Origin of the sequence: Salinicola sp. DM10 (assembly GCF_017306975.2) — a bacterium.
In the GTDB taxonomy this organism is placed as follows: domain Bacteria; phylum Pseudomonadota; class Gammaproteobacteria; order Pseudomonadales; family Halomonadaceae; genus Salinicola.
Window position 1 is genome coordinate 41,417 of record NZ_JAFLEN020000004.1, and the last position, 25,036, is coordinate 66,452.

Consider the following 25,036-nt stretch of genomic DNA (forward strand, 5'->3'; position numbering starts at 1 on the left):
TCAATAGCAGGGCCACAGCCCCGGTGTCACCAGCTCGATCAGATGCCCATCCGGGTCGCGGAAGTAGAGGCTCTCGCTGCCCCGTGGCCAGCGGGTGCGCCCCTCGATGATCACCCCTTCGGCGTCGAGATGCGCCTCCCAGGCGGAGAGCCGGTCGGCGCCGATCGCCAGCGCCACGTGCTGGCGCCCGGCGCCGTCGTGGGGCGGAATCGTGCCCATGCCGTCGGGCAGCGTCACCGTGGTGTCGGTCTCGCCGCGCTGGAACACCAGCAGCATGCTGGCGCCCACCGGGTAGGCGAGAAAGCGCTCGTCGGCGAGGTGTGGCTCCAGGCCCAGGATACGCTCGAAGAATGCCCGGGCGCGGGCCTTGTCGGCGGTGTAGAGCACGCTCTCGACGATCCCGTCGAGCGGCGGCGCGCTAGCGCTGGCAGTAGCGGATGGTTCGGACATGAGACCTCCTGTCTAACGGTGTGGCGCTCAGTTTTTGAGCCAGAACCACCACACGATAAAGACGACGAGCGCCAAGCCCAGCATATTGAGCAGTATCAGCATCAGTGTCGCTCCTCGGCGGAGGGCGTGCCACCGCCCGGGTTGAAGCGGCGCAGGCGGCTGGCGTTGGCGACCACCGTGACCGAGGAGGCCGACATCGCCAGCGCCGCGAGCATCGGCGACAGCAGCATCCCGGTGAACGGATAGAGCACGCCGGCGGCGATGGGGATGCCGAGGGCGTTGTAGCCGAATGCCCCCCACAGATTCTGTTTGATATTGGACAGCGTGGCGCGGCTGATAGCGATGGCATCGGCCACGCCGTGCAGCGAGTCGCGCATCAGCGTGATACCGGCGCTCTCGATGGCGACGTCGGTGCCCTGGCCGATGGCGAAGCCGACATCCGCCTGGGCCAGCGCCGGGGCGTCGTTGATGCCATCGCCGACCATGCCCACGCGTTCGCCGCGCTGCTGCAGCGCCGCCACCGCGGCCTGCTTGTCACCCGGCATCAGCTCGGCGCGGACCTCGTCGATCCCCGCCTCACGGGCGATGGCGTTGGCCGCGGCGGCATTGTCGCCGCTCAGCATCACCACCTTCAGCCCCGCCCGGCGCAGTCGTGCCACCGCGGCACGGCTATCCTCACGCAGGGCGTCGCGCACCGCGAAGAGCGCCGCCAGTTGGCCGTCCAGGGCCAGATAGACCACGCTCGCGGCCTGCTGCTGCCAGGCTTCGGCGGTCTCCGCCGCCTCTGCGATATCGATGGCGTGGTCGTGCATCAGCGCGGCGTTGCCGAGCAGCGCCCGGGTGCCGTCCGCCAGGCTGGCGACCAGCCCGCGACCGGTGACGCTCTCGAAGGCGTCGACCGCCGGGGGCTCGGGCGCCTCGTCCAGGTGCGCCAGCAGGGCGCTCGCCAGCGGGTGCTCCGAACCGCGTTCGAGGGCGACCACGGCGGCTTGGGCGTGCGCCTGCGTCTGCCAGTAGTGGCTGGCGGTCACCTTCGGGCGCCCTTCGGTGAGGGTGCCGGTCTTGTCGACCACCAGGGTGCTCAGGCGACTGGCGGTCTGCAGCGCCTCGCCGTCGCGGATCAGTACACCGTGCTCGGCGGCCTTGCTGATGCCGAGCATGGTCGAGATCGGTGTCGCCAGCCCCAGCGCGCAGGGGCAGGCGATGATCAATACCGTGGTTGCGGCCACCAGCATGTGCACCAGCTGCGGCGCGGGCCCGACATTTAGCCAGGCGAGGGCGGTGAGTACCGCGATGATCATCACGCTGGGCACGAAGATGCCGGCGACGCGATCGGCCAGGGCGCCGATCGGCGGGCGCGACTCCTGCGCCTGGGCGACCTGATCGACGATACGCCCGAGGCGGGTATCGTCACCCACCTGGGTGGCGCGGTAGACCAGGCTGCCGCGGCCATTGACGGTCCCGGCGCTGACGCTGTCGCCGGGGCCCTTGCGCACCGCCTCGGGCTCACCGGTCAGCATCGATTCATCGATATGGCTCTCGCCGCTCTCGACCTCGCCATCCACTGGCAGGCGCTCGCCGGGGCGCACCCGGATGCGTTCGCCCACCTGCACGCTCTCGATCGCGACTTCGTGCTCCTGATCCTGACGAATCACCCGTGCGGTACGGCTCTGCAGATCGAGCAGACGCGACAGCGCCTGGCTGCTGCGTCCCTTGGCGCGCAGCTCCAGCGCCTGGCCGATACCGATCAGCCCCACGATCATCAGCGAGGCCTCGAAGTAGAGATGGCGCGAGGCCGGCGGGATCAGGCCGGGAAACAGCACCACCGTCATCGAGTAGAGCCAGGCCGCGGCGGTACCGAGGGCGATCAGCGTGTCCATGTTGGCCTGATGGTGACGAAACGCCTTCCAGGCGCCGTCGAAAAAGCGCCGCCCGGCAGTGGCGAGCACGCCCAGCGTGGCCAGCCCCAGGGCCAGCCAGAGCCAGCGCTCGCCACCCTCGAGGCGGGGCTGGTGGACGAACATCGCCAGCATCATCGGTATGCCCAGAGCGAGGCTCAGGCTGGCGTCACGCAGATGGCGGCGCCACTGGCGTTGGTTGTCGCGCTGACGCTGGGCGCTGGCCTGGCGCAGATCGGCGATCGGCGTCGCCGTATAGCCGGCGCCGCGCACCGCCGCGATCAGCGCATCGAGTTCGGCGCTGCCGCCGACCTGCGCCGTCTCGCTGGCGAAGTTGACCTGGGCGTGGGTCACCCCCGGGGTAGCCGCGAGCGCCTTCTGTACCGCACTGACGCAGCCGGCGCAGGTCATGCCGCCGATCGCCAGCCGCCGCAGGGCGGGGCTGTCGGTGTGCGCGCCGGTCGCATCATGTGCACCGGCCCCGGGAGTCTGCGCGTCCGTGGCTGCTTGCGTCTGCTGTTCGGGGGCTGGCGGTGTTTCGGCGTTGGTCTCGTCGAGGGGTGCGGCGGGATAGCCGGCGTGGTCGAGCAGCTGACGCAGGCTCGCCTCGTCTAGCTGGGTGGTGACCGCCAGCTCGCGCTGCGCGGGGGCGGCATCGAGGGTGGCCTCGGCGTCGGCGGCAGCGACCGCCGCACGGATGCGTTTGACGCAGCCCTGGCAGTGCATGGCGTCGACGCGATAGCGATAGTGGTTCACGCGGACCTCCCCGGCGCGGCCTGGCAGCCGTGGGCGCCGTCGGACGTGTGTTCGATCAGGCGACAGATGCTGTGCCCGTCGGGGGCCCCGTCGGGCATCTGCGCCCAATCCTCGAGGGCGTGCTCCATGCGTTCGGCCAGCGCCTGCAGCTCGCGGATCTGGGCATGGATACGCGGCAGGCGTGCGGCGAGCAGGTCGCGTACCAGCGGGCACGGCGAATCGCCCTGGTCGGCCTGGTCGAGAATCTCGGCGATCTCCTTGAGGCTGAAGCCCAGGGTGCGTGCACGCTGGATGAAACGTAGCCGCCCCAGGTCGCGCTGGTCGTAGAGCTGATAGCCGTTGTCCGGATCGCGCCGAGGCGTCAGCAGACCCTGGCGCGTGTAGTGGCGTACAGTCTCGGCGGTGACCCCGGCGCTTCTGGCCAGTTCGGTGACTTTCATCGTGAAGCTCCTCCGCACTTTCTAGGTCAGTGTAAAACCTGGGCCTAACACATGGGTCAAGGCGATGCCCTATCACTGAGGCGTGGCGCTGGCAAGGCGGACAGGGCGCTGTCGAGCGCCAATGGCAGCTAAAGCGACATAGCGATTCGTATTACGACTAAAGAGAAGTCAAAAATGCGATTGAAACGACCGTTTGCGCATTGACGCTGTCGCGGCGCTGAGTGACAAAGGGATGGGAAAAATAGTGCTGAAGGGATGCGGGGGCCGCGCCTTCGGCGACGATCGCCAGACGCGCAAGCGCAAGGGCGACCACTGGGAGAGGGGAACGAACCATGTCTTTTCGCTACAACCGTTTGTCGCTGGCCATCGCGCTGGTGAGCGCTGCCGCCTCCAGCCAGGCCATGGCCGGGGCCTTTCAACTCCAGGAACAGAGCGTCAGTGGCCAGGGCACCTCCTGGGCCGGACGCTCCTCCAACGTTCAGGACGGTTCCATCGTCTTCGGTAACCCGGCGGGTATGTCGTTCCTCGACCGCGCCCAGGTCACCGCCGGTACCCACTACATCGACGCCAGCTCGGACATCAGCAACGACAGCGGCACCCAGCCGACACTCGCTGGTGTGGTGGGCACTCAGGGTAGTACCGACGGCGACATGATTCCGCACAAGGCGGTACCGTTCGGCTACTACGTGCAGCCGATCAACGACCGCTGGAGCTTCGGTCTCGGCGTCTATGCGCCGTTCGGGCTGGTCACCGACTACGGCGACGACTTCAAGGGGCGCTATTTCGGCAACTACAGCGACCTGGAGATCATCACCGCCCAGCCCACGCTGTCGTATCGCTTCAACGACAAGTTCGCCATCGGCTTCGGCGTGACCTACAACCACATCAAGGGCGAGCTGGAGAGCAAGACCCCCAATCCGCTCAATCCGGCCGCTTCCAGTGATGGTACCGTCAACGTCAAGGGTAACGACGATGCCTGGGGCTACAACATCGGCCTGATCTACCGTCCGGTGGAGTCCACCACCCTGGGCCTCACCTACCGCTCCAAGGTCGACTACCACCTCACCGGTGACGTCGATGCCTCCAACGTGTTCGGTGGGGTGGGCGCTGGTGGCGCGGTCTTCCTCAACCGCTCCGGCGATGCCTCGCTCGATATCACCCTGCCGGAAACCATCGACTTCTCGGTCACCCACCAGCTCGACGACCGCTGGACGGTGATGGCCGGGGCGACCTATGTCCGCTGGAGTCGTTTCGACCAGCTGGTGGTCGACAACGGCCTGGGGCTGGATATCAACGAGCAGCAGGACTATCGCGACACCTGGCAGTACGCCGCCGGTCTCTCCTACAAGGTCAATCCGGCCTGGACCCTGCGCGGCGGTATCGCCTACGACCAGTCGCCGGTCAAGGACGCCCACCGCAGCCCGCGCGTGCCCACGGCAAACCGTAACCTGGTCTCGATCGGTGCCGGCTGGACCCCGATCCCCGACCTGACCATCGATGCCGCCTACAGCTACATCTGGGAAGATCGCGCCGACGTCGACCAGCAGAAGGCCAACGGCACCTCCTACAAGGCCGAGTACGACAACTCGCTCAACCTGTTCGGGGTGCAGGCGACCTACCGCTTCTAAGCCGCGCCGCTGGTTCGCTGTGCCTCGGGCACTTGGCCCGGGGCCGGCGAACCGGCATACCCACGAGAGTATTCATCCACAGCCTGCCGATTTTCCTCGACGCGCCGCCATCTGCGGCGCGTCGTCGTTTCGGCCTGCGCTTGGTTCAGGGGCTTTCGTCACCCGCTGCGCGGGTCGCCCGCGAGGCCTGCAGTGTGCGCGTGAGCAGGGCGCGCAGGGCGGCCGGACGCACCGGCTTGAGCAGCAGCTGATAGCCGCCACGCTTGATCTCGTCGGCGACCTCCTCGGTGCGGTCGGCGGTGATCACGATCCCCGGCACGCTCTGCTCGCACAGCTCTTCCAGCGCCTCCAGCGCCATCACCCCGGTCACCTCGTTGTCGAGGTGATAGTCGGCGAGGATGGCGTCGGGGTCACCGCCCATGTTGCGGATCGCCGACTTGGCGCCGCCGATGGAGGTGGCAGTAAAGACCTCGCACTCCCAGCCTTCGAGCATCGCCTTCATGCCTTCGAGGATCAGGCGCTCGTTGTCGATGCACAGGATACGCGTACCAACGAGCTTGTTGCCGCTGCGCCGCGGGGCGCTCTCCTCTGGCTTGGGGCTGCCGCGGCGGCCGGCCACCAGCGGTACCGAGACCGAGAACACGGTGCCGGCGGCGACCTTGGAGCGAACCTGGATCGGATGGTCGAGCACCCGGCTCATGCGCTCGGCGATGGAGAGGCCGAGCCCCAGCCCGCGCTCGCTCTCCTTGTGGCGCGAGGCCTGATCGAGGCGCCGGAACTCCTGGAAGATCTCGCTGAGCTTGGAGTCGGGAATCCCCGGCCCGGTGTCCCAGACCTCGATCACCACCCGGTCGTGGCGCCTGCGGCAGCCCAGCAGCACCCGACCCTGCTGGGTATAGCGCAGGGCGTTGGAGAGGAAGTTCTGGACGATGCGCCGCAGCATCTGGGCATCGCTGTCGACCCACAGGCTGGTGGCGACCATGTCCAGGTCGAGGCCGCGGTCGTCGGCCATCACCTCGAACTCGGCGCGCAGCGGACGCAGGATGTCGGCCAGCGGGAACTGGCTCTTGCGCGGGGTCAGCGCCCCGGCATCGAGCTTGGAGATGTCGAGCAGGGTGCCCAGCAGCTCCTCGGCGGCCTGCAGCGAGTTGTCGATATGCCCGATGGTGCGGCGGTGGTCGCCATCCGCCACCTGCTGGCCCAGTGCAGAGGTGAACAGCCGGGCGGCGTTGAGCGGCTGCAGCAGATCGTGGCTGGCGGCGGCGAGGAAGCGGGTCTTGGAGGCGTTGGCATCCTCGGCGGTCTGCTTGGCCTGTCGCAGGGCCTGCTCCGCCTCGGCGCGCACCCGGTTCTCCTGGCGCAGGGCGGCGTTGGCCTTGGACAGCGCCTGGGTGCGCTCGCGCACGCGCTCCTCGAGATTCTCGTTGGTCTCGCGCAGGGCGATCTCGGCCAGGCGGCGCTCGGTGATGTCCTGGTAGAGCGCGAAGAAGCCGAGAATGCGCCCGCCCTCGCCGAAGTGGGGCGTATAGGTCACCAGCATGTAGCGCACGCCGCCGTCGCCGTCGTCCAGCGAGATCTCGAAGTTAACCCGTTCGCCGTCCAGGGCGCGGCGCATCCAGGGGCCGCGCTGGCGCGCCGCGGCCGCCGGCATGACGTTCTGCACGCGCTCGCCGATCACCGCGTTGCGGTCGATACCCATCGCCGCCTCGTAGGCGCGGTTGGTGAAGAGGTAACGGCAGTCGGTATCGAAGTAAGCGATCAGCGCCGGCACGTTGTCGGTGTAGATACGGATGTTGCTCTCGGAGCGGATCAGCGCCTCTTCGGTGCGCTTCTGCTGGGTGATGTCCTGGTAGGTGTAGACGAAGCCGCCGCCCGGCATGGGATTGCCCAGCACCTCGAGCACGCTGCCGTCGGGGCGGTAGCGCTCGTAGCGGTGGGGCTGGCCGCTTCGGATGTTCTCGATCAGCTGCTCGACGTGCTCCTCCGGATCACCGGGGCCGTACTCGCCGTTGTGGGCGTTGTAGCGGAACACCTTCTCCATCGGCGTGCCGACACGGATCAGATTGTCGGGGAAGCGGAAGATCTCCAGGTAGCGCTGATTCCACACCACCAGATTGAGGTTCTGATCGACCACCCCGATGCCCTGGTTGATGTTCTCGATGGTCGCCTGCAGCAGGGCGCGGTTGAACTCCAGCACCTGCGACGCCTCGTCGACGATCGAGATCACGTCCGAGATTCCGATGCCGCGCCCCTGCAGCGCCGAGTTGACCACGATGCGCGCCGACGAGGCGCCGAGCACCGAGGCCAGCAGGCGTTCGGTGAACTGGATCACGTCGATCGAGGCGCGGGCGTTGTTCTCCAGCGGCTTGGCGTTGCGTCGGCCGTAGTCGTCGAAGGCGCGCTCGACCTGCGACTGGCCCAGGAAACGCTCGCATAGCACCTTGAGGTCGCCCACCGTGGTGGCCCCGGTCCAGGGGCGATTGACCGTGGTCTGGCGGGTCTCGATGCTGTCGACGAACAGCGATGCCTGAATGCGCTCGACCACCCGCTGCGGCGTCAGCTGGGAGATGAAGATATAGAAAAAGAGGTTGAAGCCGAGCGACAGCATCACCCCGTGGGCGAAGCTGTCGGTGACGTTGAGCCCAAAAAGATGCAGCGGCGACAGCCAGGCCACGCCCAGTGGACCGCCGGCCAGCCACGCCTCCGGCAGCAGGCCGGCACGAATCAGCGCCGGCATCAGCAGGGTGTAGGCCCAGATCGCAAAGCCCACGTTGAGCCCGGTGACCACACCGAGACGGTTGCCGCGCTTCCAGTAGAGCCCGCCGAGCAGGGCCGGGGCGAACTGGGCGGCGGCGGAGAGCGAGAGCAGGCCGGTGGCGGCCAGCGAGCTGTACTCCGCCACCAACTGATAGAACAGATAGGCCAGCGCCAGGATGGCGACGATGGTGATGCGCCGCGCCAGCAGCACCAGGCGCCCGTAGTCGCGCGATTTCTCCTCGAACCAGCGCAGGCGGAAGAGTGCCGGCAGCACGATCTCGTTGGAGATCATGATCGCATTGGCCACCGCCGCCATGATCACCATGCCGGTGGCCGCCGAGAGCCCGCCGACGAAGGTGAGCATCGCCAGCCACGGCTGATCGGCGACGATCGGCAGCGCCAGCACGTAGCTGTCGGGAGCGAGATCATCGCCGGGGAACAGCGACAGGCCGGCCGCTGCCAGCGGCAGCACGAACAGCCCGATCAGCACCAGATAGAGCGGGAACAACCAGCGTGCGCGCTTGGCGTCGTCGGTGTTGGTGTTCTCGACCACGGTGATATGGAACTGGCGCGGCAGGCAGAACACCGCCAGCATCGCCAGCAGGGTCTGGGTCCAGAAGCTGGTGTCGAAGTTCTGCTCGGTGAGCTGCTGCTGCAGCCGCAGATAGGTGTCGGCGCGGCCGAGCAGGTCGCCGAGGCCGTCGAACATGCCCCAGGTGACATAGGCCCCGAGCACCAGGAACACCACCAGCTTGACCACCGACTCGAAGGCGATCGCCTGGATCAGGCCCTCGTGGTGTTCGGTGGCGTTGGTATCGCGGGTGCCGAACAGAATCGCAAAGGCCGCCATTACGATGGCGATATAGAAGGCGGTGTCGTCGACGATCGGCGCCTTGACCGAGTGGCCATCGCTGGTCATCACGCGGAAGGCGGTGGAGACCGCCTTGAGCTGCAGCGCGATGTAGGGCAGCGTGCCGACCAGCGCGATCAGACTGGCGAAGGCGGCCAGCGACTGCGACTTGCCGTAGCGCGAGGCGATGAAGTCGGCGATCGAGGTGACGTTCTGGCGTTTGGCCACGCGGATCATCTTGGTGATCACCGGCCAGAACAGCAGGAAGGTGAGCACCGGGCCGATGAACACGCTGGCGAACGACCAGCCCGAGGTGGCGGCCTGGCCGACGCTGCCGTAGAAGGTCCAGGAGGTGCAGTAGACCGCCAGCGCCAGGCTGTAGACGATCGGCCGCCGGCTGGCCGGGCCGTGGCGCCGGGCGTGGCGATCGCCGCGCCAGGCAATGGCGAACAGCGTGGCCACGTAGAGCAGTGCCACGACGATCAGTAAGCCGCCTTCGAACATGTGTTTCCCCGCTTGCGCCGAGCGCCTCCGCGCCCGTGAGATTCTTTATTGAGTCGCCCCGCCATGATCGCCTGCCGCGGCGCGTCTAGCCAGCGCAGCGCTGCAGGGCGCCTAGTGTGACAGAGGTGAGCGCCGGCTGCGCCTCGGACGCTCATGCTTTGGCCTGATAGACCAAGGTTCAATGTCTGAACGAACATTCCAAGCGACTGATATTGAAGAAGAAGGCGTGAGGGCGCCGAGCCGCGTGTCAGTCCTCGACTAAAGTCAGCCTGCCCCCGCAAGCCTGCTCTGACATAGGCTGCATTCGTGTCGCCGGACCCGACAAACCGTTGATTTTCGAGCGCTAAGCAGTGCGCCCGAGGATCGGCCCGGTGGGGCGGGCAGGACGCACCCGTGTGCGCCCGGTAGGCGGGGGGCGCTTTCGAGCAGCGAGAGGGGAATCTCATGAAGGGAAAGAGCCGGCAGGACTACTGGAAGGCCAACGTACGCTTGATCGCGACGCTGTTGGTGATCTGGTTCATCGTCTCCTATGGCTTCGGCGTGCTGCTGGTCGAGCCGCTCAATACCATCCAATTCTTCGGCTTCAAGCTCGGCTTCTGGTTCGCCCAGCAGGGCGCGATCTACGCCTTCCTGGTGCTGATCGTGGTCTACGCCTGGACGATGAACCGGCTCGACCGGGAGTACGACGTCGAAGAGCAGTAACTGGACATCTATCGCAACCGACAATAACCAACACACAGGACAGGCCTGATGGATATTCAATTACTGACCTATCTCTTCGTGGGGGGCTCCTTCGTCCTCTACATCGCGATCGCGATCGCCTCGCGGGTGGGCTCCACCAAGGAGTTCTACGTCGCCGGCGGTGGCGTCTCGCCGATCGCCAACGGCGCGGCCACCGCGGCCGACTGGATGTCGGCGGCGTCGTTCATCTCGATGGCGGGGATCATCGCCTACTCGGGCTATGACGCCTCGGTCTACCTGATGGGCTGGACCGGCGGCTACGTGCTGCTGGCGATGCTCCTGGCGCCTTATCTGCGCAAGTTCGGCAAGTTCACGGTGCCGGACTTCATCGGCGACCGCTACTACTCCAACGTGGCGCGCACGGTGGCGGTGATCTGCGTCATCTTCGTCTCGTTCACCTACGTGGCGGGGCAGATGCGCGGCACCGGGATCGTCTTTGCCCGCTTCCTCGAGGTCGACGTCGACATCGGCGTGGCGATCGGCATGGTGATCGTATTCTTCTACGCCGTGCTCGGCGGCATGAAGGGCATCACCTACACCCAGGTCGCGCAGTACTGCGTGCTGATCTTCGCTTTCACCGTGCCGGCGATCTTCCTCTCGATCATGATGACCGGGCATATCCTGCCGCAGACCGGCTTCGGTGCCACGCTGCTCGACGCCGCCGGCAACGACACCGGGGTCTATCTGCTTACGCGGCTCGACCAGCTGGTGACCGAACTCGGCTTCAGCGCTTACACCTCGGGCACCAAGTCGACCATCGACGTCTTCTTCATCACCGCGGCGCTGATGTGCGGCACCGCCGGGCTGCCCCACGTTATCGTGCGCTTCTTCACCGTGCCGCGGGTGCGCGATGCCCGGGTCAGTGCCGGCTGGGCGCTGTTCTTCATCGCCATCCTCTACACCAGCGCGCCGGCGGTGGGGGCCTTCGCCCGGGTCAACCTGATCGATACGGTCGACAACACCGCCTACGAATCGCTGCCCCAGTGGTTCCGCAACTGGGAGAACTCGGGGCTGATCGCGTGGACCGACAAGAACGCCGACGGTGAGGTGCAGATGTCCGCCGGCGACCCGTTCAAGGGCGCTCCGGTCTATACCGGCGAGCGCGGCAGCCACGGCGAGCGGCTGTTGAGCAATGCCCCCACCGACAACCCCGGCGAGGTCTACATCGACCGCGACATCATCGTGCTGGCCAACCCCGAGATCGGCAACCTGCCGGCGTGGGTGGTGGCGCTGGTCGCCGCCGGGGGCGTGGCGGCGGCGCTGTCGACCGCGGCCGGGCTGCTGCTGGTGATCTCGTCGGCGATCTCCCACGACCTGCTCAAGAAACAGCTCAAGCCGGACATCTCCGAGAAGGGTGAGCTGCTGGCGGCACGTATCGCCGCGGCGGTGGCGATCGTGATCGCCGGCTACTTCGGCATCAATCCGCCGGGATTCGTCGCCCAGGTGGTGGCATTCGCCTTCGGGCTGGCGGCGTCGAGCTTCTTCCCGGTGATCCTGATGGGCATCTTCTATAAGCGCATGAACAAGGAAGGGGCGATCGCCGGGATGCTGGTGGGCCTGATCTTCACCTTCAGCTACATCGTCTACTTCAAGTTCGTGGCACCGGAGATGAATACCCCCGAGCACTGGTGGTTCGGCGTCTCGCCGGAGGGGATCGGTACGCTGGGCATGATCTTCAACTTCGTGGTCTCGCTGGTGGTGTGCCGCTTCACCGCACCGCCGCCGGCGGAGATCCAGCAGATCGTCGAGGAGATCCGCGTGCCCCGTGGTGCCGGCGCCGCGGTCGACCACTGAGCCGAGATCGGACCACACACCGCCCCGGCGACCCGGGGCGGTGTCTTGCGTCGAGATGGCCGACGGCGGCGATATTCAACATAGGATGCGAATGACGTGAGGAAACAGTGATGGACTGGATGGAGCATGGCCTGTTGCTGCTCGGGCTGCTGGTCGTGAGTGTGAGCTATCTGCGCTATGTGCGGCGTACCCGTGATCTGCGCGGCGTGCTGCTGTTCTGGCAGCGGCGAATGGTGCTCACGCCGACCGAGTTCAAACTGCAGCGCGTGGGTATCGCGGTGCTGTTCGTGGGGGTGACGGTGCGTTATCTGGGGGTGATGCACGTGATTTGATCACTGCCGCCGTCATGCGCGCCGGTCGCCGGGGATCGACATGCCAGCGCTTCGCCGCTGCCCGGGGCGGTGTTAGCATAGGCGCCCCACGACCCCACGAATGACACCCGCGTCCAGCGGCGACCGGCGGCCCTCGCCGTGTCGCGGGCAGCGGCGCGAAAGAGCGAAGCATGCAACGAGCCAGCGATCCCCTCGATAGCCGGCAGGCAGAGACTGCCGAGGCCGATGCGTCTGCCAAGGCCAGACGCGAATTCAACAAGCTGCAGAAGCGCCTGCGCCGCCAGGTCGGCAATGCGATCATCGACTACGGCATGATCCATGAAGGCGACAAGGTGATGGTGTGCCTTTCCGGCGGCAAGGACTCCTACACCATGCTGGAGATCCTGCTCAACCTGCAGCGCAACGCCCCGGTGGCGTTCGAGCTGGTGGCGGTCAATCTCGACCAGAAGCAGCCTGGTTTTCCCGAGCACGTGCTGCCCGAGTATCTCGCCACCAAGGACGTCGCCTACCATATCCTCGAGCGCGACACCTACTCGGTGGTGAAGGAGAAGACCCCGGAGGGCAAGACCACCTGCGCGCTCTGCTCGCGTCTGCGCCGGGGCTCGCTCTACGGCTTCGCCGAGGAGATCGGCGCGACCAAGATCGCCCTCGGCCATCACCGCGAGGACATCCTTGAGACGCTGTTCCTCAACATGTTCTACGGCGGCACGCTCAAGTCGATGCCGCCCAAGCTGCTCTCCGACGACGGCAAGAACATCGTCATTCGTCCGCTTGCCTACTGCCGCGAGGCGGATATCGCCGAGTATGCGCGGCTGATGGACTTCCCGATCATCCCCTGCAATCTGTGCGGCTCACAGCCCAACCTGCAGCGCCAGGTGGTCAAGGAGATGCTGGCGGAGTGGGAGGCCAAGCATCCGGGGCGCCTGGAGACGATGTTCAAGGCGGTGACCAATGTCGCCCCCTCGCAGCTGGCCGACCGCGAGCTGTTCGACTTCGCCGGGCTCGAGGCGCGTCAGCGCCAGCGTCAGGAGACGCGGATCGACGCGCTCGACCTGCTCTCCCGCGAGGCCTGAGCGCAGTACTCTTCAGAGAGTGCCTATCAGACAGTGCTTAGCCGAACGGCCCGCCGAGGATCGTCCTGCGCATCCCCCCCATGATATGGCGACCGTCCTCGGCGGCGAGTTCGGCATACCAGGCCCGGGTGGCGGCGGGGTCGGCGCCGTGGGTGGTTTCGGCCCGCTGGCGCGCGCGGCTGACGATCTCGCCCACCCGCGACACCCTGGCGGCGTCGTAGCGTTCGAGCGCCTCGGCGATGGCGTGGTCGCTGGCCTCTAGCGCCTCGGCCAGTACCCAGGCGTCCTCCATCGCCTGGCAGCCACCCTGGCCCAGATCCGGGGCCATGCCGTGGGCGGCGTCGCCGAGTATCGCTACGCGAGGGGCGACCAGTGTCTCCAGCGGCTCGATGTCGTGGATCTCCACCCGCGCCATGGCAGCGGGGTCGATACGCGCGATCAGCCGCTGCACCGGCGGCGCCCAGCCGGCGAAGTGGTGCGCCAGCTCGTCGCGGTAGCGGGCGGGGTCGTTGTCGCTGCCGGCGGGCAGCGGCACATCGAAGAAGCAGTAGAATTCCGGGTTCGCCGGGTCGCCGCTCATCGGCATCAGCGAGACCCGCTGGTGATCGCCGACGTACTGTACCCAGTCGTTCAGCGGGGCCAGATCCTCGCTGGCGGGCACGCGCACGTTCCAGTTGACGTAGCCGCAGTAGCGTCGTGGCACCGGCCGGCCCAGCGCCTGTTCGCGCAGGCGCGAATGGGTGCCGTCGGCGATCACCAGCAGGTCCGCGTGGCGCTCGCTGCCGTCGTCGAAGCGGGCGGTGACGCCGGCGTCGTCCTGGCGATAGCCGGTACAGGCCGTGCCCAGGGTGACGGCCTGGGCGCCCACTGCATCGAGCAGCAGCTGCTGCAGCGCGGCGCGTGCCACCGGGCAGGCGCGCTGGCCGACCTCGGCATACAGTGGGGCCAGGCTGAAGTCGGTGAGCCTGGCGCCGTCGCGGGTGTAATAGCTCATACGCTGCATGTCGCCGCTGACCTGCTCCAGCGCCTCGCCCACGCCGAGCGCCTTGAGGATCTTGACCCCGTTGGACCACACCGAGATGGCAGCGCCCACCGGACGCAGCTCGGCGACCCGGTCGACCACGGCCACCCGATGGCCGCGGCGAGCTAGCGCCAGCGCGGCCGTCAGCCCGCCCATGCCGGCACCGATCACCAGAACGTTCAAGCTCATGGGGTATCCTCGCAAGCGTATTGTCGTGGGGATCGCCGGCGAGCGGGGGCATAGCGCCGCCGCTCAAGGTGCCTGACCGATCGAACAGGTTTTTGTCATCCTACGCAGAAACGGGGCCCCAGGGGAATGCCTGGTAGCGTCCACCAGGCCGTTCTGGGACAGCCTCGCCAAGACTCGAGGCGAGCTGCGGCCAGCGCCCAGGGCGCTGCGAAGCGTGCGGCGAAGCACCCCGGGCAAGCGAATGCGGGAAAACGAAGTCGGGCAAGCGAAGTGGGGAAGGGGAAAGTGAGGAAGGGGGGAGGATGAGTATCCAGACAGATGCCGAGCCGGCACTCGACGCCGAAGACCATCAGCGGATCGCCAGCGCGCTGGCGCACGGCGACGACACGCTGCACGAGACCGCGCTCGGCGGCGTGCGCGTGTGCGGGCCGGCACGCGCGCCACGGCTGCTGCTGAGCCACGGCGCCGGGGCAGGGCACGACTCGCCCTTCCTGAGCCGTCTGCGCCACGCCCTGGCCGCGGGCGGCGTACAGGTGATTGCGGTGGAGTTTGCCTACATGGCGCGCATGCGCCGTGAGGACAGGCGACGGCCACCGCCGCGGGTCGAGGGCCTGGTGGCGGAACTGAGCGCCTGGCGCCGGGCCGTCGACGCCGACGGCCAAGCGCCTGCGTGGCTGGGCGGCAAGTCGATGGGCGGGCGGGTGGCCAGTCTGCTGGCAGCGCGCGAGGCGACGCCCGGGCTGGTGCTGTGCGGCTACCCCTTTCATCCGCCGGGCAAGCCGGAGCGTCTGCGCCTCGACCACTGGCCCGATCTCGTCTGTCCGCTGCTGTTGCTGCAGGGGACGCGGGATGCGTTCGGGACCCGCGCCGAGGTCGAAAGCTATACGCTGCCGGCGCAACTCGAGTGCCATTTTCTCGATGGCGGCGACCACGATTGGCAGCCCCCAAAACGTCTCGGTGTGAGCCAGGCTGAACTGATCGACACCGCCGCAGCCCTGATCAGCCGGCGCCTCGCGCCAGTCGATCGACACCGAGGATAAATCGTTGCGGAAAAGCGGTTGACTTTCAACCGGCTACCGGTAGAATGCAGCGCCACGTGACCACGGGTGGTTAGCTCAGCTGGGAGAGCACCAGCCTTACAAGCTGGGGGTCACAGGTTCGAACCCTGTACCACCCACCATCGCGCAAGCGCTGGGCCGTGGATCACGTGATTGGAAACTGGGGACCGGTAGTTCAGTTGGTTAGAATGCCGGCCTGTCACGCCGGAGGTCGCGGGTTCGAGTCCCGTCCGGTCCGCCATTTCCAGCGATGTTCGAGAAGCGCAGGTTTTTCGGATGTCATTTGCAAGTCGCGCAGTGTGTAACAGGTAAGCCGTATCAGGTAGGTGTTTCACGACTCAGACCCGATGCTTCGAGTGGACCGGTAGTTCAGTCGGTTAGAATGCCGGCCTGTCACGCCGGAGGTCGCGGGTTCGAGTCCCGTCCGGTCCGCCACACTTCGTGCCACGCAGCGTCAGACGTTTTGGGTGGTTAGCTCAGCCGGTTAGAGCACCAGCCTCACATGCTGGGGGTCACAGGTTCGAGTCCTGTACCACCCACCATCGTCTCAGGATGATGGTCATCGATATATGCGGACCGGTAGTTCAGTCGGTTAGAATGCCGGCCTGTCACGCCGGAGGTCGCGGGTTCGAGTCCCGTCCGGTCCGCCATCGACGTCTCGACAATGTGTTTAGTCAGTGCCTAGTACCAGCAGCGCCCAAACGGCCGCTGTGAGCGAACCAACCAGCCTTCGAGCTGGTTTTTTCGTTTCTGGCCGTCGGATTTGGGGCCTTCGCGCGCTTTGCTCTTCTCGCTTTCTCTGCTCCTCTCCCTTGCTCTACTCACGCTGCGTTGTTCCCCGCTGACGCTGCCTTGTTTTTCGTCCCCTGCGCATGTCAGAGGCGTCTCTTGCTCGCAGCGGCAGACCCGGGTCCGCCGATATGCCCGCCTGCGACGATGCCGCTTTGGTGGAATGGTCGCCGCCACGGATTGGGTTACACTGGCGTTCATACGTGCGTTTGAAAACAGCCGCATACCGCTGCGTGGAGCCGACCGTGACTGCTTATCCGAATCTCTTTCGCCCGCTGCGCGTGGGCTCGCTGACCCTGCGCAATCGGGTCGTGATGGGCTCGATGCATACCAATCTCGAGGAGGCGCCCGGCGGCTTCGAACGCCTGGCGGCCTTCTACGCCGAGCGGGCGCGCCGCGGGGTCGGGCTGATCGTGACCGGGGGCATCGCGCCCAATGCCGAAGGCGCGGTCTTCGCCCATGCCGCCAAGCTGAGCGAGGAGACCGAGTGCGAGGCGCACCGCCAGGTGGTGGCAGCGGTACACGCCGAGCAGACGCCGATCTGCCTGCAGATCCTGCATGCCGGGCGCTACGCCTACTCGCCGGCGCTGGTTGCGCCTTCTGCCATCGCCGCGCCGATCAATCGCTTCACCCCCCACGCGCTGAGCGATGCCGAGGTGCATCAGCAGATCGCCGATTTCGTGCGCTGCGCCGAGCTGGCCCAGCGCGCCGGCTACGACGGCGTCGAGGTGATGGGCTCGGAAGGCTATCTGATCAACCAGTTCCTGTGCGCGCGCAGCAATCAGCGCGATGACGCCTGGGGCGGCGACGCGACGCGGCGTCAGCGCTTCGCGCTGGAGGTCGTGCGCGGTATTCGCCGCCGCTGCGGGGCGGACTTCGTGCTGATCTTCCGCCTGTCGATGATCGATCTGGTCGAGGAGGGCAGTACCCAGACCGAGATCGTGGCCCTGGCCACGGCGCTGGAAGCGGCCGGGGTGGATGCGCTGGACTGCGGTATCGGCTGGCACGAGGCGCGGGTACCGACCATCGTCACCAGCGTGCCGCGGGCGGCGTTCGTCGGTGTCTCGCAGGCGGTGCGCGCGGCCGTCGGCATCCCCACCCTGGCCACCAACCGCATCAACATGCCGGCGTTGGCCGAGCGTGTGCTGGCCGAGGGGCACGCCGATCTGGTCTCGCTGGCGCGTCCGTTCCTGGCCGATCCCGGCTGGGTCGAGAAGGCCGCCGAGGGGCGTGACGACGAGATCAACACCTGTATCGCCTGCAATCAGGCCTGCCTCGATCACACCTTCCAGGGCAAGCTGACCAGCTGTCTGGTCAATCCGCGCGCCTGTCACGAGACCGAGCTGGTGCTCGCGCCGACCGCCGCGCCCAAGCAGATCGCCGTGGTCGGCGCCGGGCCGGCGGGGCTGGCCACGGCGATCGCCTGCGCCGAGCGTGGCCACCGGGTCACCCTGTTCGAGCGCGAGCCGGAGATCGGCGGCCAGTTCCGCTACGCGCGGCGTATTCCCGGCAAGGAGGAGTTCGCCGAGACGCTGCGCTACTTCGAGCGCCAGCTGGTGCGCTGGGGCGTCGATCTGCGCCTCGACCAGCAGGTCGATGCCCAGCAGCTGCTGGCCTTCGACGAGGTGGTCCTGGCTACCGGGGTCAAACCGCGGGAGCTGGCGCTGGAGGGCGCCGACCACCCCAGCGTGGTGCCCTATCCGCTGGCGATCCTGCACCCTGAACGGGTCGGGCGGCGGGTGGCGATCATCGGTGCCGGCGGGATCGGCTTCGATGTCGCCGAGCTGCTCTCCCACGTCGGGCAGCCGGCGCTGGATCGGGACGCATGGTGCGACGAGTGGGGGGTGGATCTCGAGGTGAGCGCGCCGGGCGGGCTCAAGCCGCGGCAGACGCCGCCGGCCCCGCGCCAGATCACGCTGCTGCAGCGCAAGGCCGGTAAGCCGGGGGCGGGGCTGGGCGCGACGACCGGCTGGGTGCACCGGGCGGCGCTCAAGGCGCGCGGGGTGGAGAGCTGGGCCGAGTGCGACTACGTGCGCATCGACGACGCCGGCCTGCACCTGCGCGTGGCGGGCGAGCCACGGCTGCTGGAGGTCGACAGCGTGGTGGTGTGCGCCGGGCAGGAGTCGGAGCTTGCGCTGCTCGACGATCTCACCCGTGCCGGTATCGCCACCCACCGGATCGGCGGCGCCGATGTGGCCGCCGAGATCGACGCCAAGCGCGCGATCGACCAGGGAACGCGGCTGGCGGCGCAGCTCTGAGCGCGTCGGCCGACGAGCGCGTGCCGCTCGTGGCGGGCGGCTTCCGCCGTCGCCGACAGGTGTTAGACTGCTGAGGTTGAGGAAGCGCAAGCCGCGACGATGGCGATCCTGTCGCCGCGGCTTGCGCTTCGCGTGATTCAGGCGCTCATGCCTGGCCTCCGCACGAGCCTGGCTCGCGGGGGAGGGATCGTACAAGGACCCGCCCAATGACCTCTGATTGTACTCCTCGCTTTCTGGCGAGCGACAACACTTCCGGTATCTGCCCGGAAGCCCTCGACTACCTGATCCAGGCCAACGCCAGTGACGACCTCGCCTACGGCAACGACGTCTGGACCCACCGCGCCGCCGACCGCTTTCGCGAGCTGTTCGACTACGACTGCGACGTCTTCTTCGTATTCAACGGCACCGCCGCCAACTCGCTGACCCTGGCCGCCCTCGGGCAGAGCTATCACAGCGTGATCTGCCACGAGCTGGCGCACATCGAGACCGACGAGTGCGGCGGCCCGGAGTTCTTCTCCAACGGCTCCAAGCTGCTCACCTGCCCGGGCGAAGAGGGCAAGCTCACCCCCGAGGGGATCGAGCGCCTGGTGGTGCGCCGCAGCGATATCCACTACCCCAAGCCGCGGGTGGTCTCGATCACCCAGGCCACCGAGGTGGGCACCGTCTATTCGCGCGAGGAGCTGCTGGCGATCCGCACCATGGCCGACAAGTACGATCTGCGCGTGCATATGGACGGCGCGCGCTTCGCCAACGCCTGCAGTGCCCTGGACGCCACGCCGGCGGAGCTCACCTGGCAGGTCGGGGTGGACGTGCTGTGTTTCTCCGGCACCAAGAACGGGCTGCCGCTGGGCGAGGCGATCCTGTTCTTCAACAAGGGCCTGGCCGAGGATTTCGCCTATCGCTGCAAGCAGGCCGGCCAGCTCGCCTCCAAGATGCGCTTCATCGCCGCCCCCTGGCTGGGCCTGCTGGAAACCGGCGCCTGGCGGCGCAATGCCGATCACGCCAACGCCATGGCGCGCTACCTCGCCGAGGGGCTGGCGGCGCTGCCCGGCGTGCGGCCGATGTTCCCGACCCAGGCCAACAGCGTCTTCGTCAGCCTGCCGGCACCGGTGATCGAGGCGTTACGCGCCAAGGGCTGGACCTTCTACACCTTCATCGGCGCCGGCGGAGCGCGTTTCGTCTGCTCGTGGAACACCACCACCGAGCTGCTCGACGACCTGCTCACCGACGCCCGTGCGGCGCTGGACCACGCCGCGCGCTGACCCGCCGCGGGGCTTCCCGCTATCGCCGCAGGCGCTTTTCGGGCCGCCGACAACGCCTTCCGATCGCGCCAGATGCGTGATTTCTCAGCGCTTTCAAGTGCTTGCCCCGACTTTGGTCGGGGTCTTCATTTTTTCTGCGCAAATTGCCGTGCATCGAACCCTGATCGTGGTAGCGTGTTCTAAAGCGAGCTTGTCGACGCTGCGTCGCTGTGACTCGACCATTGGGTCTACCCGGCGCTCCGTGCATCTGTCTATGCTGATAGTCAGCTAGCCCGGCTGGCAGGGTGAGTGCCCTGAGCGGTTGGGGGTCACGACCAGGAGGCTTCCATGAGTATCTTCGATCACGTCCAGAGCCGTTACGAGCGGGTTCAGAAGGAAGAGATGAGCCTTGAGGAGTATCTCGAACTGTGTCGAAAGGAGCCCAGTGTCTACGCCAGCGCCGCCGAACGCCTGCTCGCCGCCATCGGTGAACCGCAGACCATCGATACGGCCAAGGACCCCCGCCTGTCGCGGATCTTCTCCAACAAGGTGATCCGCCGCTATCCCGCCTTCGCCGAGTTCTACGGCATGGAGGAGGCGATCGAGCAGATCGTCGCCTACTTCCGCCATGCCGCCCAGGGGCTCGAGGAGCGCAAGCAGATCCTCTACCTGCTGGGCCCGGTGGGCGGCGGCAAGTCGTCGCTGGCCGAGCGCCTGAAGCTTTTGATGGAGCGCGTGCCGTTCTACGCGATCAAGGACTCGCCGGTCTACGAATCGCCGCTGGGGCTATTCTCGCCGGAGGAGGACGGCGAGCTGCTCTCCCAGGAGTACGGTATCCCCACGCGCCACCTGCACGGGCCGATGTCGCCGTGGGCGGCCAAGCGGCTCAAGGAGTTCGGTGGTGATTTGTCGAAGTTCCGCGTGGTCAAGCTCTACCCGTCGCGGCTCAACCAGATCGCGCTGTCCAAGACCGAGCCCGGCGACGAGAACAACCAGGACATCTCCTCGCTGGTGGGCAAGGTCGATATCCGCCAGCTTGAGCTCTACTCCCAGGACGACCCCGACGCCTACAGCTTCTCCGGCGGCCTGTGCCGGGCCAACCAGGGGCTGATGGAGTTCGTCGAGATGTTCAAGGCGCCGATCAAGGTGCTGCACCCGCTGCTGACCGCGACCCAGGAGGGCAACTACAACCCCACCGAGGGCATGGGGGCGATTCCCTTCGACGGCATCATCATGGCCCACTCCAACGAGAGCGAGTGGCAGCAGTTCCGTAACAACCGCAACAACGAGGCGTTCCTCGACCGCGTCTATATCGTCAAGGTGCCTTACTGCCTGCGGGTCTCCGAAGAGATCAAGATCTACCAGAAGCTGCTCGAGCACTCTTCGCTCGACGCCGCGCCCTGCGCCCCCGACACTCTGCGCATGCTGGCGCAGTTCTCGGTGCTCTCTAGGCTCAAGGAGCCGGAGAACTCGAGCATCTACTCCAAGATGCGCATCTACGACGGCGAGAATCTCAAGGACACCGACCCCAAGGCCAAGTCGATCCAGGAGTACCGCGACGCCGCCGGGGTCGACGAGGGCATGACCGGGCTCTCCACCCGCTTCGCCTTCAAGATCCTGTCCAAGGTGTTCAACTTCGACACCCAGGAGATCGCCGCCAACCCGGTGCACCTGCTCTACGTGCTGGAGCAGGCGCTGGAGCGCGAGCAGCTGCCCAAGGAGACCCACGAGCGCTATCTGCGCTTCATCAAGGAGTACCTGGCGCCGCGCTACGTCGACTTCATCGGCAAGGAGATCCAGACCGCCTATCTGGAGTCCTACACCGAGTACGGCCAGAACATCTTCGACCGCTACGTCACCTACGCCGACTTCTGGATTCAGGATCAGGAGTACCGCGATCCGGAGACCGGCGAGCTGTTCGATCGTCAGGCGCTCAACGAGGACCTGGAGAAGATCGAGAAGCCGGCGGGGATCTCCAATCCCAAGGATTTCCGCCACGAGGTGGTCAACTTCGTGCTGCGGGCGCGGGCCCACAACAACGGCATGAACCCCAACTGGCAGTCCTACGAGAAGCTCAAGGGGGTGATCGAGCACAAGATGTTCGCCAACACCGAGGAGCTCTTGCCGGTGATCTCGTTCAACGCCAAGGCCTCGGCCTCCGACCAGCGCAAGCACGAGGATTTCGTCGACCGCATGGTCACGCGTGGCTATACCGAGAAGCAGGTGCGGCTGCTCTCCGAGTGGTATCTGCGCGTGCGCAAGTCGCAGTAGGTCGACCGCGGCAGACGCCGAGGTCAGCGGGCGCGCGGGGCGGGTCGCCGCGCGCCTTACGGGCGGCGGCCGGCCACCGCGGGCCGCCGCCGCAGCCAGTCTGCGGGAGGTGCCATGAGCTATTTCATCGACCGGCGGCCCAATGCGCGCAACAAGAGCGCGGTCAACCGCCAGCGGTTTCTCAAGCGCTACCGCGCGCACATCAAGCGCGCGGTGGAGGAGTCGGTCAATCGGCGTTCGATCACCGACATGGAGCGTGGCGAGAAGGTCTCGATCCCCTCCCGCGACATTTCCGAGCCCTCGTTCCAGCACGGCCCCGGCGGCCGGCGCACCATCGTCAGCCCCGGCAACAAGCAGTTCGCCGAGGGCGATCGCCTGCGTCGACCGAGCGGCGGTGCTGGCGGTGGCGGCAGCGGCGAGGGGCAGGCCTCGAACCAGGGCGAGGGGGTCGACGAGTTCGTGTTCACCCTGTCGCGGGAGGAGTTTCTCGACTTCGTCTTCGACGGTCTGGCACTGCCACATCTCGAGCGCAAGCAGCTACGCGTGCTCGAGGAGACGCGCCCGGTGCGCGCGGGTATCTCGCGGGAGGGGGTGCCGGCGCGAATCAATATCGTACGTTCGATGCGCGAGGCCCAGGCCCGGCGCATCGGCATGCGCGCACCGCTGAAACGCGCCCTGCGCGAGGCCCAGGAGGCGCTGGCGGCGGAGGAGCGTCAGGACCCGGTGCTGCGCAATCCGGCCCGCATCGACGAGCTCAAGTCGGAGATCGAGCGGCTCGAGAAGCGCATCGCCTCGATCCCTTTTCTCGATACCTATGATCTGCGCTACAACCACCTCACCCGCCAGCCGATGCCCTCCAATCAGGCGGTGATGTTCTGCGTGATGGACGTCTCCGGCTCGATGACCCAGGCGCACAAGGACATCGGCAAGCGTTTCTTCCTGCTGCTCTATCTGTTCCTCGAGCGCAACTACGAGAAGGTCGAGCTGGTCTTCGTGCGCCACCACACCGTGGCCAAGGAGGTCGACGAGGAGGAGTTCTTCTACTCGCGCGAGACCGGCGGCACCATCGTCTCCAGCGCCCTGACCCTGGTCGATCGCATCATCGAGGCGCGCTACTCGCCGGAGCAGTGGAACCTCTATGTCGCCCAGGCCAGCGACGGCGACAACTGGGACGACGACTCTTCGACCTGCCTCAAGCTGCTCGACGAGTCGCTGATGGCCAAGCTGCAGTACTTCACCTACGTCGAGATCACCCCCCACGCCCATCAGGCGCTGTGGGACGCCTACGCCACGATCAAGACAGCCTATCCCGAGCGCTTCGCGATGGAGCAGATCGTGCAGGCGGAGGACATCTATCCGGTCTTCCGCGAGCTCTTCCGTCAGCGTGCCGAAAGCTGAGGTCGGTATGGCCACCGAGGAGACATCGATGACGCGACGCAAGCCCATTGCCACCGGTTCGGACTGGAACTTCGAGACCCTCGAGCGCTACGAGCAGGCGATCGCCGAGCTGGCGCGGGAGTACCGCCTCGACACCTACCCCAATCAGATCGAGATCATCACCTCCGAGCAGATGATGGACGCCTACGCCAGCGTGGGCATGCCCGTGGGCTATCACCACTGGTCGTTCGGCAAGCAGTTCCTGTCGGTGGAGCAGGCCTATCGGCGCGGTCAGATGGGGCTGGCCTACGAGCTGGTGATCAACTCCGACCCCTGCATCGCCTACCTGATGGAGGAGAATTCGCTGATGATGCAGGTGCTGGTGATCGCCCACGCCTGCTACGGCCACAACTCCTTCTTCAAGGGCAACTACCTGTTCCAGACCTGGACCGATGCCTCGGCGATCGTCGACTATCTGGTGTTCGCGCGCAAATACGTGGCCCAGTGCGAGGAGCGCCACGGGGTCGAGGCGGTGGAGCAGCTGCTCGACGCCTGCCACGCGCTGCAGAACTACGGGGTCGACCGCTACAAGCGCCCGTCGCCGATCTCCGCCGAGGCCGAGGCGCGGCGTCAGGAGGAGCGCGAGGCTTACCTGCAGACCCAGGTCAACACCCTGTGGAGCACCATTCCGGAGCGCGCCGCGCCGCTCGCCGACCACCTCTTGCCGGACAGCGAGAACGATCCGCTCGGCCTGCATCGCCATGGCCGCTACCCCAGCGAGCCGCAGGAGAACCTGCTCTACTTCCTGGAAAAGAATGCGCCGCTGCTCGAACCGTGGCAGCGCGAGATCGTGCGCATCGTGCGCAAGCTCGCCCAGTACTTCTATCCCCAGCGCCAGACCCAGGTGATGAACGAGGGCTGGGCCACCTTCTGGCACTACACGCTGATGAACCGGCTCTACGACGACGGCCTGATCGACGAGGGGCTGATGCTCGAGTTCTTGCAGTCGCACACCTCGGTGGTCAGCCAGCCGGACTACGACAGCCCCTATTTCGGCGGGATCAACCCCTACGCCCTGGGCTTCGCCATGTTCAGCGACATCCAGCGCATCTGTCAGGCGCCGACCGACGAGGATCGCGAGTGGTTCCCCGAGATCGCCGGCAGCGATTGGCTCGACACGCTGCACTTCGCCATGCACAACTTCAAGGACGAGTCGTTCATCCAGCAGTTCCTGTCGCCCAAGGTGATCCGCGATCTCAAGCTGTTCAGCCTGGTCGACGACGACCGCGACGACAGCCTGCAGATCGAGGCGATCCACGACGATCGCGGCTATCGCCGGATTCGCGAAGCGCTCAGCGTGCAGTACGCGCTTTCGGCTCGGGAGCCCAATATCCAGGTGTGGGAGGCGGATATCCGCGGTGATCGCTCGCTGACCCTGCGTCACGTGCAGGACCGGCGCCGGCCGCTGGGGCAGAGCCTGTTCCCGGTGCTGCGCCATCTGCATCAGCTATGGGGCTTTCCGGTCAAGCTGGAGTCGATCGAGAACGGCGATACGGTGCGCCGCTACCAGTGGCCGATCCCCGAGACCGGGCGCGAGTCGGCGTGAAGC

16 protein-coding genes and 5 tRNA genes are annotated in these 25,036 nt (G+C 66.7%); 16 read left to right on the forward strand and 5 right to left on the reverse strand.

Features of this window, described 5'->3' with window-relative positions; genetic code table 11:
- The 3 genes from J0A90_RS14325 to J0A90_RS14335 all read right to left on the reverse strand — a co-directional run bounded on the left by J0A90_RS14325 (window position 1) and on the right by J0A90_RS14335 (window position 3,544).
- Window positions 1–450, reverse strand: coding sequence for a VOC family protein (locus J0A90_RS14325; protein ID WP_207031644.1), 450 nt, complete (start codon window positions 448–450; stop codon window positions 1–3).
- Window positions 451–551: 101 nt separating this feature from the next.
- Entirely contained in the window at window positions 552–3,104 is a 2,553-nt protein-coding gene (locus J0A90_RS14330) for a heavy metal translocating P-type ATPase (protein WP_370635794.1), read from the reverse strand.
- Window positions 3,101–3,544, reverse strand: a complete 444-nt coding sequence (locus tag J0A90_RS14335) for a MerR family transcriptional regulator (RefSeq protein WP_207031642.1) — start codon at window positions 3,542–3,544, stop codon at window positions 3,101–3,103. Before J0A90_RS14335 ends, J0A90_RS14330 begins: the two co-directional genes overlap by 4 nt.
- A 332-nt stretch (window positions 3,545–3,876) precedes the next feature.
- On the opposite strand from J0A90_RS14335, the gene J0A90_RS14340 reads away from it, so the two are divergent.
- Window positions 3,877–5,172 (forward strand): OmpP1/FadL family transporter, encoded by a 1,296-nt coding sequence (locus J0A90_RS14340; protein WP_207031640.1) that lies wholly within the window; start codon window positions 3,877–3,879, stop codon window positions 5,170–5,172.
- A 145-nt stretch (window positions 5,173–5,317) separates the two neighbouring features.
- On the opposite strand, the gene J0A90_RS14345 is transcribed toward J0A90_RS14340, so the two are convergent.
- A complete protein-coding gene (locus J0A90_RS14345) occupies window positions 5,318–9,283 on the reverse strand; it encodes a NahK/ErcS family hybrid sensor histidine kinase/response regulator (protein ID WP_233076810.1) in 3,966 nt (1,321 codons plus the stop codon).
- A 444-nt stretch (window positions 9,284–9,727) separates the two neighbouring features.
- Here J0A90_RS14345 and J0A90_RS14350 point away from each other — a divergent pair, with 444 nt between their 5' ends.
- The 4 genes from J0A90_RS14350 (at window position 9,728) to ttcA (ending at window position 13,223) form a co-directional block, all read left to right on the forward strand.
- Window positions 9,728–9,985 (forward strand): DUF4212 domain-containing protein, encoded by a 258-nt coding sequence (locus J0A90_RS14350; RefSeq protein ID WP_207031630.1) that lies wholly within the window; start codon window positions 9,728–9,730, stop codon window positions 9,983–9,985.
- 48 nt (window positions 9,986–10,033) lie between these two features.
- A complete protein-coding gene (locus J0A90_RS14355) occupies window positions 10,034–11,818 on the forward strand; it encodes a sodium:solute symporter family protein (protein ID WP_207031627.1) in 1,785 nt (594 codons plus the stop codon).
- Between the two features lie 110 nt (window positions 11,819–11,928).
- On the forward strand, window positions 11,929–12,150 hold the full coding sequence (locus tag J0A90_RS14360; RefSeq protein ID WP_207031625.1) for a hypothetical protein: 222 nt from the start codon (window positions 11,929–11,931) through the stop codon (window positions 12,148–12,150).
- 170 nt (window positions 12,151–12,320) lie between these two features.
- Window positions 12,321–13,223, forward strand: coding sequence for a tRNA 2-thiocytidine(32) synthetase TtcA (gene ttcA, locus J0A90_RS14365; RefSeq protein WP_035475387.1), 903 nt, complete (start codon window positions 12,321–12,323; stop codon window positions 13,221–13,223).
- Between the two features lie 37 nt (window positions 13,224–13,260).
- Here the strand turns inward: ttcA and hpxO are convergent, their stop codons facing one another.
- Window positions 13,261–14,433 carry an FAD-dependent urate hydroxylase HpxO gene (hpxO, locus tag J0A90_RS14370; protein WP_207031623.1) on the reverse strand — a complete coding sequence of 391 codons (1,173 nt, stop codon included), beginning with the start codon at window positions 14,431–14,433 and terminating at the stop codon, window positions 13,261–13,263.
- Between the two features lie 302 nt (window positions 14,434–14,735).
- Between hpxO and J0A90_RS14375 the strand changes: the two genes are divergently transcribed.
- The 11 genes from J0A90_RS14375 to J0A90_RS14425 all read left to right on the forward strand — a co-directional run bounded on the left by J0A90_RS14375 (window position 14,736) and on the right by J0A90_RS14425 (window position 25,033).
- On the forward strand, window positions 14,736–15,473 hold the full coding sequence (locus tag J0A90_RS14375) for an alpha/beta family hydrolase (protein WP_233076811.1): 738 nt from the start codon (window positions 14,736–14,738) through the stop codon (window positions 15,471–15,473).
- A gap of 64 nt (window positions 15,474–15,537) precedes the next feature.
- Window positions 15,538–15,613, forward strand: a tRNA-Val gene (locus tag J0A90_RS14380).
- Window positions 15,614–15,655: 42 nt separating this feature from the next.
- Window positions 15,656–15,732 (forward strand) — tRNA-Asp (locus J0A90_RS14385).
- A 117-nt stretch (window positions 15,733–15,849) separates the two neighbouring features.
- Window positions 15,850–15,926 (forward strand) — tRNA-Asp (locus J0A90_RS14390).
- Between the two features lie 30 nt (window positions 15,927–15,956).
- Window positions 15,957–16,033 (forward strand) — tRNA-Val (locus J0A90_RS14395).
- A gap of 31 nt (window positions 16,034–16,064) precedes the next feature.
- Window positions 16,065–16,141, forward strand: a tRNA-Asp gene (locus tag J0A90_RS14400).
- 384 nt (window positions 16,142–16,525) lie between these two features.
- Window positions 16,526–18,538 (forward strand): NADPH-dependent 2,4-dienoyl-CoA reductase, encoded by a 2,013-nt coding sequence (locus tag J0A90_RS14405; protein WP_233076812.1) that lies wholly within the window; start codon window positions 16,526–16,528, stop codon window positions 18,536–18,538.
- A 206-nt stretch (window positions 18,539–18,744) separates the two neighbouring features.
- Window positions 18,745–19,800, forward strand: coding sequence for a low specificity L-threonine aldolase (locus tag J0A90_RS14410; RefSeq protein ID WP_207031610.1), 1,056 nt, complete (start codon window positions 18,745–18,747; stop codon window positions 19,798–19,800).
- Window positions 19,801–20,127: 327 nt separating this feature from the next.
- Window positions 20,128–22,050: a PrkA family serine protein kinase gene (locus tag J0A90_RS14415; protein ID WP_035474281.1), complete on the forward strand. Its 1,923-nt coding sequence runs from the start codon at window positions 20,128–20,130 to the stop codon at window positions 22,048–22,050.
- Between the two features lie 114 nt (window positions 22,051–22,164).
- Window positions 22,165–23,448, forward strand: coding sequence for a YeaH/YhbH family protein (locus tag J0A90_RS14420; protein ID WP_035474282.1), 1,284 nt, complete (start codon window positions 22,165–22,167; stop codon window positions 23,446–23,448).
- A 28-nt stretch (window positions 23,449–23,476) separates the two neighbouring features.
- Window positions 23,477–25,033, forward strand: a complete 1,557-nt coding sequence (locus J0A90_RS14425) for a SpoVR family protein (RefSeq protein WP_207031608.1) — start codon at window positions 23,477–23,479, stop codon at window positions 25,031–25,033.
- The last annotated feature ends 3 nt before the right edge of the window (window positions 25,034–25,036 follow it).

Coding starts and splice junctions, on each gene's coding strand:
- J0A90_RS14420 (WP_035474282.1), top strand. CDS start 22,165: ATGAGCTATTTCATCGACCGGCGGCCCAATGCGCGCAACAAGAGCGCG.
- J0A90_RS14355 (WP_207031627.1), top strand. CDS start 10,034: ATGGATATTCAATTACTGACCTATCTCTTCGTGGGGGGCTCCTTCGTC.
- J0A90_RS14415 (WP_035474281.1), top strand. CDS start 20,128: ATGAGTATCTTCGATCACGTCCAGAGCCGTTACGAGCGGGTTCAGAAG.
- J0A90_RS14340 (WP_207031640.1), top strand. CDS start 3,877: ATGTCTTTTCGCTACAACCGTTTGTCGCTGGCCATCGCGCTGGTGAGC.
- J0A90_RS14375 (WP_233076811.1), top strand. CDS start 14,736: ATGAGTATCCAGACAGATGCCGAGCCGGCACTCGACGCCGAAGACCAT.
- J0A90_RS14410 (WP_207031610.1), top strand. CDS start 18,745: ATGACCTCTGATTGTACTCCTCGCTTTCTGGCGAGCGACAACACTTCC.
- J0A90_RS14345 (WP_233076810.1), bottom strand. CDS start 9,283: ATGTTCGAAGGCGGCTTACTGATCGTCGTGGCACTGCTCTACGTGGCC.
- J0A90_RS14425 (WP_207031608.1), top strand. CDS start 23,477: ATGACGCGACGCAAGCCCATTGCCACCGGTTCGGACTGGAACTTCGAG.
- hpxO (WP_207031623.1), bottom strand. CDS start 14,433: ATGAGCTTGAACGTTCTGGTGATCGGTGCCGGCATGGGCGGGCTGACG.
- ttcA (WP_035475387.1), top strand. CDS start 12,321: ATGCAACGAGCCAGCGATCCCCTCGATAGCCGGCAGGCAGAGACTGCC.
- J0A90_RS14335 (WP_207031642.1), bottom strand. CDS start 3,544: ATGAAAGTCACCGAACTGGCCAGAAGCGCCGGGGTCACCGCCGAGACT.
- J0A90_RS14325 (WP_207031644.1), bottom strand. CDS start 450: ATGTCCGAACCATCCGCTACTGCCAGCGCTAGCGCGCCGCCGCTCGAC.
- J0A90_RS14350 (WP_207031630.1), top strand. CDS start 9,728: ATGAAGGGAAAGAGCCGGCAGGACTACTGGAAGGCCAACGTACGCTTG.
- J0A90_RS14360 (WP_207031625.1), top strand. CDS start 11,929: ATGGACTGGATGGAGCATGGCCTGTTGCTGCTCGGGCTGCTGGTCGTG.